4 protein-coding genes are annotated in these 6,499 nt (G+C 66.0%); 1 reads left to right on the top strand and 3 read right to left on the bottom strand.

Annotated features, from left to right (window positions below; genetic code table 11):
- Positions 1–32 precede the first annotated feature (32 nt).
- From EH240_RS15960 to hrpB, 3 genes are all read right to left on the bottom strand, one after another.
- Entirely contained in the window at positions 33–596 is a 564-nt protein-coding gene (locus EH240_RS15960) for an ActR/PrrA/RegA family redox response regulator transcription factor (RefSeq protein WP_124999784.1), read from the bottom strand.
- Positions 597–809: 213 nt separating this feature from the next.
- Complete coding sequence (locus tag EH240_RS15955) at positions 810–2,135, bottom strand: ActS/PrrB/RegB family redox-sensitive histidine kinase (protein WP_124999783.1); 1,326 nt, start codon at positions 2,133–2,135, stop codon at positions 810–812.
- Between the two features lie 52 nt (positions 2,136–2,187).
- Entirely contained in the window at positions 2,188–4,770 is a 2,583-nt protein-coding gene (hrpB, locus tag EH240_RS15950) for an ATP-dependent helicase HrpB (protein WP_124999781.1), read from the bottom strand.
- A 329-nt stretch (positions 4,771–5,099) separates the two neighbouring features.
- Here hrpB and EH240_RS15945 point away from each other — a divergent pair, with 329 nt between their 5' ends.
- Positions 5,100–6,431, top strand: a complete 1,332-nt coding sequence (locus EH240_RS15945; RefSeq protein ID WP_124999780.1) for an ABC transporter substrate-binding protein — start codon at positions 5,100–5,102, stop codon at positions 6,429–6,431.
- Positions 6,432–6,499 lie beyond the last annotated feature (68 nt).

Below are 6,499 nucleotides of genomic sequence, written 5' to 3'. Positions count from 1 at the left end.
CCTAAAGCGCTTGTCCAGCGCACTTGGCTAACCTAGCGCGGCGCGCGCTTGGCCAGAATCCGCTGCAGGGTGCGGCGGTGCATGTTGAGCCGGCGCGCGGTCTCGGAAACGTTGCGGTCACACATTTCGTAGACGCGCTGGATATGCTCCCAGCGCACGCGGTCGGCCGACATCGGGTTTTCGGGCGGAGCCGCACGCTCGCCCGCGGTGCGCGTCAGCGCTGCGAACACGTCGTCGGCGTCGGCCGGCTTCGACAGGTAGTCGACGGCGCCGAGCTTCACCGCCGTCACCGCCGTGGCGATGTTGCCGTAGCCGGTTAGGATTATGGTGCGGGCATCGTCGCGCTTCTCGCGGATGGCGGCGACCACGTCGAGGCCGTTGCCGTCGCCGAGGCGCATATCGACCACCGCATAGGCCGGCGGATGGGCGCGCGCCTTGGCGACAGCCTCCTCCACGCTTTCCGCCGTCTCGACCATGAAGCCCCTGGTTTCCATGGCGCGGGCAAGCCGGGTGAGAAACGGCTTGTCGTCGTCGACGATCAGCAGCGAGGTGTCCTCGCCTTCAACCATTGCGCCAGTGCCTTCGGCTGCGCTCATCTCATCAGCATCCTACCGACTTGAAGCGCGTCGCCCCGAAACGGATTGTAGCGAGCGCGCGCATCAAGTCCATGTTTCCGGGCATGTCGTCGTGCCAAAGCCGCTGCACGGTTTTGGGCGACATGCCTCACTTTTACGCAGATACAATTCTGCAACAGCAATGTCCAATTTTTACAGCCGGCAACAAAGCTGCCATGCAGCAAATGCATAGGCTCAGACATTATCGAACGCGGTCCCCGAGGCGTGCTCGGGATTGAGGAAGACACCGCGCGGCCAGCTGATCTGCACCACCGCCCCCTCGCCGAGCCCGCTCGAATTGCGGAAATCGAGCGTCGCGCCCGAGCGCTCCAGCAAGGTCTTGGCGATGAAAAGGCCGAGCCCGAGGCCGCCGCCGGCCTCGGTTCCCTGGCGCGTCGACATATAGGGCTCGCCGATGCGGTCGATGATCTCCGGCGGAAAGCCCGGTCCGTCGTCGGTGATGGAGAAGGAGACCTCCTCATTGTCCCAGTTCCAGCTGACGGTGACCGTCTTCTTGGCAAAGTCGACGGCGTTCTCGACCAAATTGCCGAGCCCGTAGATGACGCCGGGGTTGCGCCGTCCGACCGGCTCCGGGCCGACGCGCTCGCCGGGACGCAGCCGGATCGAGATGCCGAAATCGCGGTGCGGCGCCGTCACTTCCTCGACCAGCGAGGTCAGCGGCAGGCGCGAAAGATGCTCCTCGCCTTCCGAGGACAGGCTGGTCAGCCGCTTCAGGATCTCGCGGCAACGCTCGCTTTGCGAGCGCAGCAGCTTCACGTCCTCGCCGAATTTCGCATCCTCGCCGAGCGCCTTTTCCATTTCCTTGGCGACGACCGTGATGGTGGCTAAAGGCGTGCCGAGCTCATGCGCGGCAGCCGCCGCGAGGCCGTCCAGCGCTGAAAGATGCTGCTCGCGCTGCAGCACCAGCTCGGTAGCGGCGAGCGCGTTGGCGAGCAGGCGCGCCTCGGCCGCGACGCGGAAGGCATATATCGCGGTGAAGGCGATCGATGAAAACACCGCCATCCACATGCCGGCGACATAGATGAAGGGCATCGGCAGCGGCGCGCCCTCGTGCCAGGGCAGCGGCAGATGGAAGAACACCAGCAGCGTTGCCGTCACGATGACCAGCGCGCCCAGCACCGCTGTGAGGCGCAGCGGCAGCGACGCCGCGGAGATGACGACCGGGACCGAGAGCAGGACCGAGAACGGGTTGGTCAGCCCGCCGGTCATATAGAGCAAGCCGGCGAGCTGCAGGCTGTCCAAGGTGAGGATGGCGAAGGCCGAGAAGGGCGTCAGCCGGTGCGCGGCCGGATAGCGGAAGGTCAGCCAGAGGTTCATCCAGGCCGAGCAGGCGATGAGCGCGAAGCACATCGAAACCGGCAGCGGGAATTTCAGCCCGTAGGCGACGACGAGCACCGTCAGGCTCTGGCCGACGATGGCCAGCCAGCGCAGGCGGATCAGCGTGTTGAGCCGCAGACGCTGGCTCTGTTGGGTATCGGGGACGCGCAAGATGTTGATCATCGCAAGGGACTATAGCCGGGAAAACAGAAACGGTGGACCATCTCGTTTGCGATCATCTCCCTCTGGGCTTGGCGCGGCTGGTGGCGGTCGCAAGGAGCGGGTTTTCCGGCCAGACATGCTTGGGGTAGCGACCGCGCATGTCGGCGCGCACATCCGCCCATGAACCGCGCCAGAAACCAGGGAGATCGCGCGTCGTCTGGATCGGGCGATGTGCCGGCGACAGCAGCTCCAGCGTCAGCGGCACCGTGCCGCCCGCGATCGCCGGATGGCGGTCGAGGCCGAACAGCTCCTGCACGCGGATCGAAAGCACCGGCCATTCGCCGTCATAGCGGATCGGCACGTGGCTGCCGGAGGGCGCGTCGAAATGGGTCGGCGCCTGCGCGTCGACCTTGCGCTGCAGGTCGTGCGGGACCAGCGACATCAGCCCGGTTGCGAGTGTCCCCGGCTTGATCGCCGCGAAAGAGGCGTCGCCGGCAAGGAAGGGCAGCAGCCAGTCGTCGAGGCGATCGAGGAGCGCCTGATCCGCGACGTCCGGCCAGGGCGCGCCGAGGCCGCGATGCAGCCAGCCAAGCCGCTGGCGCAGCACCTCCGCCTCCTTGCCCCAGTCGAGCAGCGACAGGCCGTGCTCGCGCAAGGCATCGAGAATGGCGCGGTTGGCATCGGCGCCTGAGGGCGGCGGCAGCATGCGTTCCGAAAGCGTGATGGCGCCGAGCCTGGCGGTCTCGCGCACGCGCACGGCGCGGCGCTCGCGGTCGAAGCTTGTCTCGCGCCGCGTCTCGATGCGGTCGGGAAGGGCGGCGCGGATATCGGCCTCATCGACGGGAGCGGCGGCGGTGATGCGGGCGTTCTGCGCCTTGCCCTGCAAGTCGGCGACAACAACCCAGGCCTCGCCGGCAAGGGGATCGGCGGCGTCAACCATGGCGCCGGAGCCGTTGGCGAGCACGAAACGTCCGCGCTCGCCGCGCGCCCTGGCGATACGGTCCGGCCAGGCATGGATAAGGAGGGCGCCGGCGCCTTTTCCCTCCCCCTTGAGGGGAGGGTCGAGCCGCGCAGCGGATCGGGGTGGGGTCGGTTCGGGCACGCGACCGGCGACCCCACCCCGTCGATCGCGCTGAGCGTCGCTCAGCGCGCCCGCCGACCCTCCCCTCAAGGGGGAGGGTGAGGCCTGCCTCGCCAATCGTTCCGCAAGCTGTCGGGCGGCATTGGTGCGCGGCGATTTCTCGCCGCGAAAGCGTATCAGCCGGCGCTCCAGATCGGCACTGTCGCCGCCCAGCCCGCGCTCGGTGAGCAGCACGGCAAGCGTCGCCGCTTCCTGCGCCTGGCCGATCTTTGCCGCTTCCGCCACCATATGCGCAAGCCGCACCGGCAGCGCCAGTTTGCGCATCGCAGCGCCCGCCTCGGTCAGCCGCCCGGCGTCATCGATGGCGTGGAGCGCTTTGAGCAGCACGCGTGCCTCTTTGAGTGCCGGCGCCGGCGGCGGATCGAGAAAGGCCAGGCTTGTCGGATCGGCGACGCCGAAAGCGGCGCAGTCGAGCAGCAGGCCGGAAAGATCGGCTTCGAGGATTTCCGGCGGCGTGAAGGCGGGAAGTGCTGCAGTCTGTTCGGCACGCCACAGCCGGATGGCAACGCCGGGCTGCGTTCGCCCGGCGCGGCCGGCGCGCTGGTCGGCGGAAGCCTTGCTGACGCGCACCGTCTCCAGCCGGGTCAGGCCGCTTGCCGGCTCATAGCGCGGCAGCCGCGACAGGCCGGAATCGATGACGACGCGCACGCCGTCGATGGTGATCGAGGTTTCGGCGATCGACGTCGCCAACACCACCTTGCGGCGGCCGAGCGGCGCCGGCTTGATCGCAGCGTCCTGCGCCCTGTTGTCCAATTGGCCATAGAGCGGGACAATGTCGGTATCGCCGCCGACATTGCCCACAAGTCGCTCGGCGGCGCGCTCGATCTCGCGCTGTCCAGGCAGGAAAGCAAGCACGCTGCCTTGTTCTGTGGCGAGTGCGGCACGAACCGCTTTGACCATCGCATCCTCGACGGCCACGCCGGCTGGCCGCTCGTCATAGCGGATGTCGACCGGATAGGCGCGGCCCTTGCTCTCGATCACCGGCGCTTGCGCCAGGAGCTTTGCGACGCGCGCGCCATCGAGCGTCGCCGACATGACCAGCAGGCGCAGGTCGGGCCTGAGCGCGCCCTGCACGTCGAGCGCCAGCGCCAGGCCGAAATCGCCGTCGAGCGAGCGCTCATGGAATTCGTCGAAGATCACCGCCGAAACGCCGGGCAGTTCCGGATCGTCGAGGATCATGCGCGACAGCACGCCCTCGGTGACGACGAGGATTTTTGTCCGCGCCGAGGTGCGGTTTTCCATGCGCATGGCGTAGCCGACGGTGCCGCCCGGCTCCTCTTCGAGCAGCTCGGCCATGCGGCGCGCAGCAGCGCGGGCGGCGAGCCGGCGCGGCTCGAGCAGCACGATCTTGCCCTCGCCCAACCACGGCGCGTCGAGCAGCGCCAGCGGCACCAGCGTCGTCTTGCCGGCGCCGGGCGGCGCCACCAGCACGGCGCTGTTGCGCCCGGCGAGCGCGTCGACAAGCGCGGGCAGCACGGCGGACACCGGGAGCTCGGGCAGGGATCCTGTCTTCATCGCGCCCGCATATCAGCGGCCAAGGTCAGCGCGCAACCTGTCAGGTCAGTTTGCGTTCTGTGCAATTCCGGATGGAAAACCGCTGCGCAGTTTTCCTGGAATTGGTTAGGGCCGTCCGGCCATCTTTTCCCAACGATTTCAACCATTGCTTTCGCCATGCTGCGGCGCAGCAACGAATTCGCTTGCGTTGTTTAGTAAAAAGAGCATCACTAAACAAATTACTAAACATCGACAGCGCATCGCGCGTCATGTTCAGACCCTCGGAGGAGCGAGGGTTGAGGGCTCTTGAAACCGTCATCCGGACGCGTTTCGCAAATGGGAGGTAAGGCATGAAATCGACCTTGAAACTGGCGTTGGGACTGGCCTCGGCGACGCTCGCATCGACAGCCGTCTCGAACGTCGCGCATGCGGAAGACCTGACGCTTTGCTGGGCGGCCTGGGACCCGGCCAACGCGCTCGTTGAACTGTCCAAGGACTTCACCAAGGAAACCGGCATCGGCATGAAGTTCGAGTTCGTGCCATGGACCAACTATGCCGACCGCTTCCTCAACGAGCTCAACTCGCACGGCAAGCTGTGCGACCTGATCATCGGCGACAGCCAGTGGATCGGCGGCGCCGCCGAGAACGGCCACTACGTCAAGCTGAACGACTTCTTCGACAAGGAGAAGATCAGCATGGACGACTTCGTGCCGGCGACCGTGGTCGGCTATTCGGAATGGCCGAAGAACACGCCGAACTACTGGGCGCTGCCGGCCATGGGCGACGTCGTTGGCTGGACCTATCGCAAGGACTGGTTCTCGCGGCCCGAGCTGCAGAAGGAATTCAAGGAAAAATATGGCTGGGACCTCGCCCCACCGACCACCTTCGACCAGCTGAAGCAGATCGCCGAGTTCTTCCAGAAGCGGCAGATCGACGGCAAGACCGTCTACGGCGCCTCGATCTATACCGAGCGCGGCTCGGAGGGCATCACCATGGGCGCCATGGACGTGCTCTACAGCTACGGCTTCCAGTATGAGAACCCGAAGAAGCCCTACGAGATGGAGGGCTTCGTCAATTCCGAGAAGTCGGTGAAGGGGCTGGAATTCTACAAGGCGCTCTATGACTGCTGCACGCCGCCCGGCGCCTCCAACAGCTACATGGGCGAAGGCGTCGACGCCTTCAAATCAGGACAGGTGGCAATGCACATGAACTTCGCCTTCACCTGGCCCGGCCTGCAGAAGGACGAGAATGTCGGCGGCGACAAGATCGGCTACTTCGTCAACCCCAAAGGTCCGGATGGCGACCAGTTCGCGCAGCTCGGCGGCCAGGGCATTTCGGTGGTTTCCTATTCCGACAAGCAGGAATCGGCGCTGAAGTACATCAAGTGGTTCGCCAACAAGGACGTGCAGGGCAAGTGGTGGTCGCTCGGCGGCTATTCCTGCCTGAACTCCGTCGTCAAGGACCCGAAGTTCCCGTCCAGCCAGCCCTATGCGCAGGCCTTCCTCGACTCCATGGCGATCGTGAAGGACTTCTGGGCGGAGCCCAGCTACGCGCCGCTGCTGCAGGCCTCGCAGAAGCGCTTCCACGACTATGTCGTCGCCGGCCAGGCTTCCCCCAAGGACGCTCTCGACGGCCTCGTCAAGGACTGGACGCAGGTCTTCCAGGATGACGGCAAGATGTAAGGCTCCTCCCGAGCCAGACCGAAGCGTCCCGTGCCGCCCTTGGCACGGGACGCAGTTCAGATAAATTC

The sequence above is a fragment of the Mesorhizobium tamadayense genome, assembly GCF_003863365.1.
Classification (GTDB): domain Bacteria; phylum Pseudomonadota; class Alphaproteobacteria; order Rhizobiales; family Rhizobiaceae; genus Mesorhizobium; species Mesorhizobium tamadayense.
Note: the sequence above shows the minus strand (reverse complement) of the source record. Positions and strands in the feature narration are given on the sequence as shown.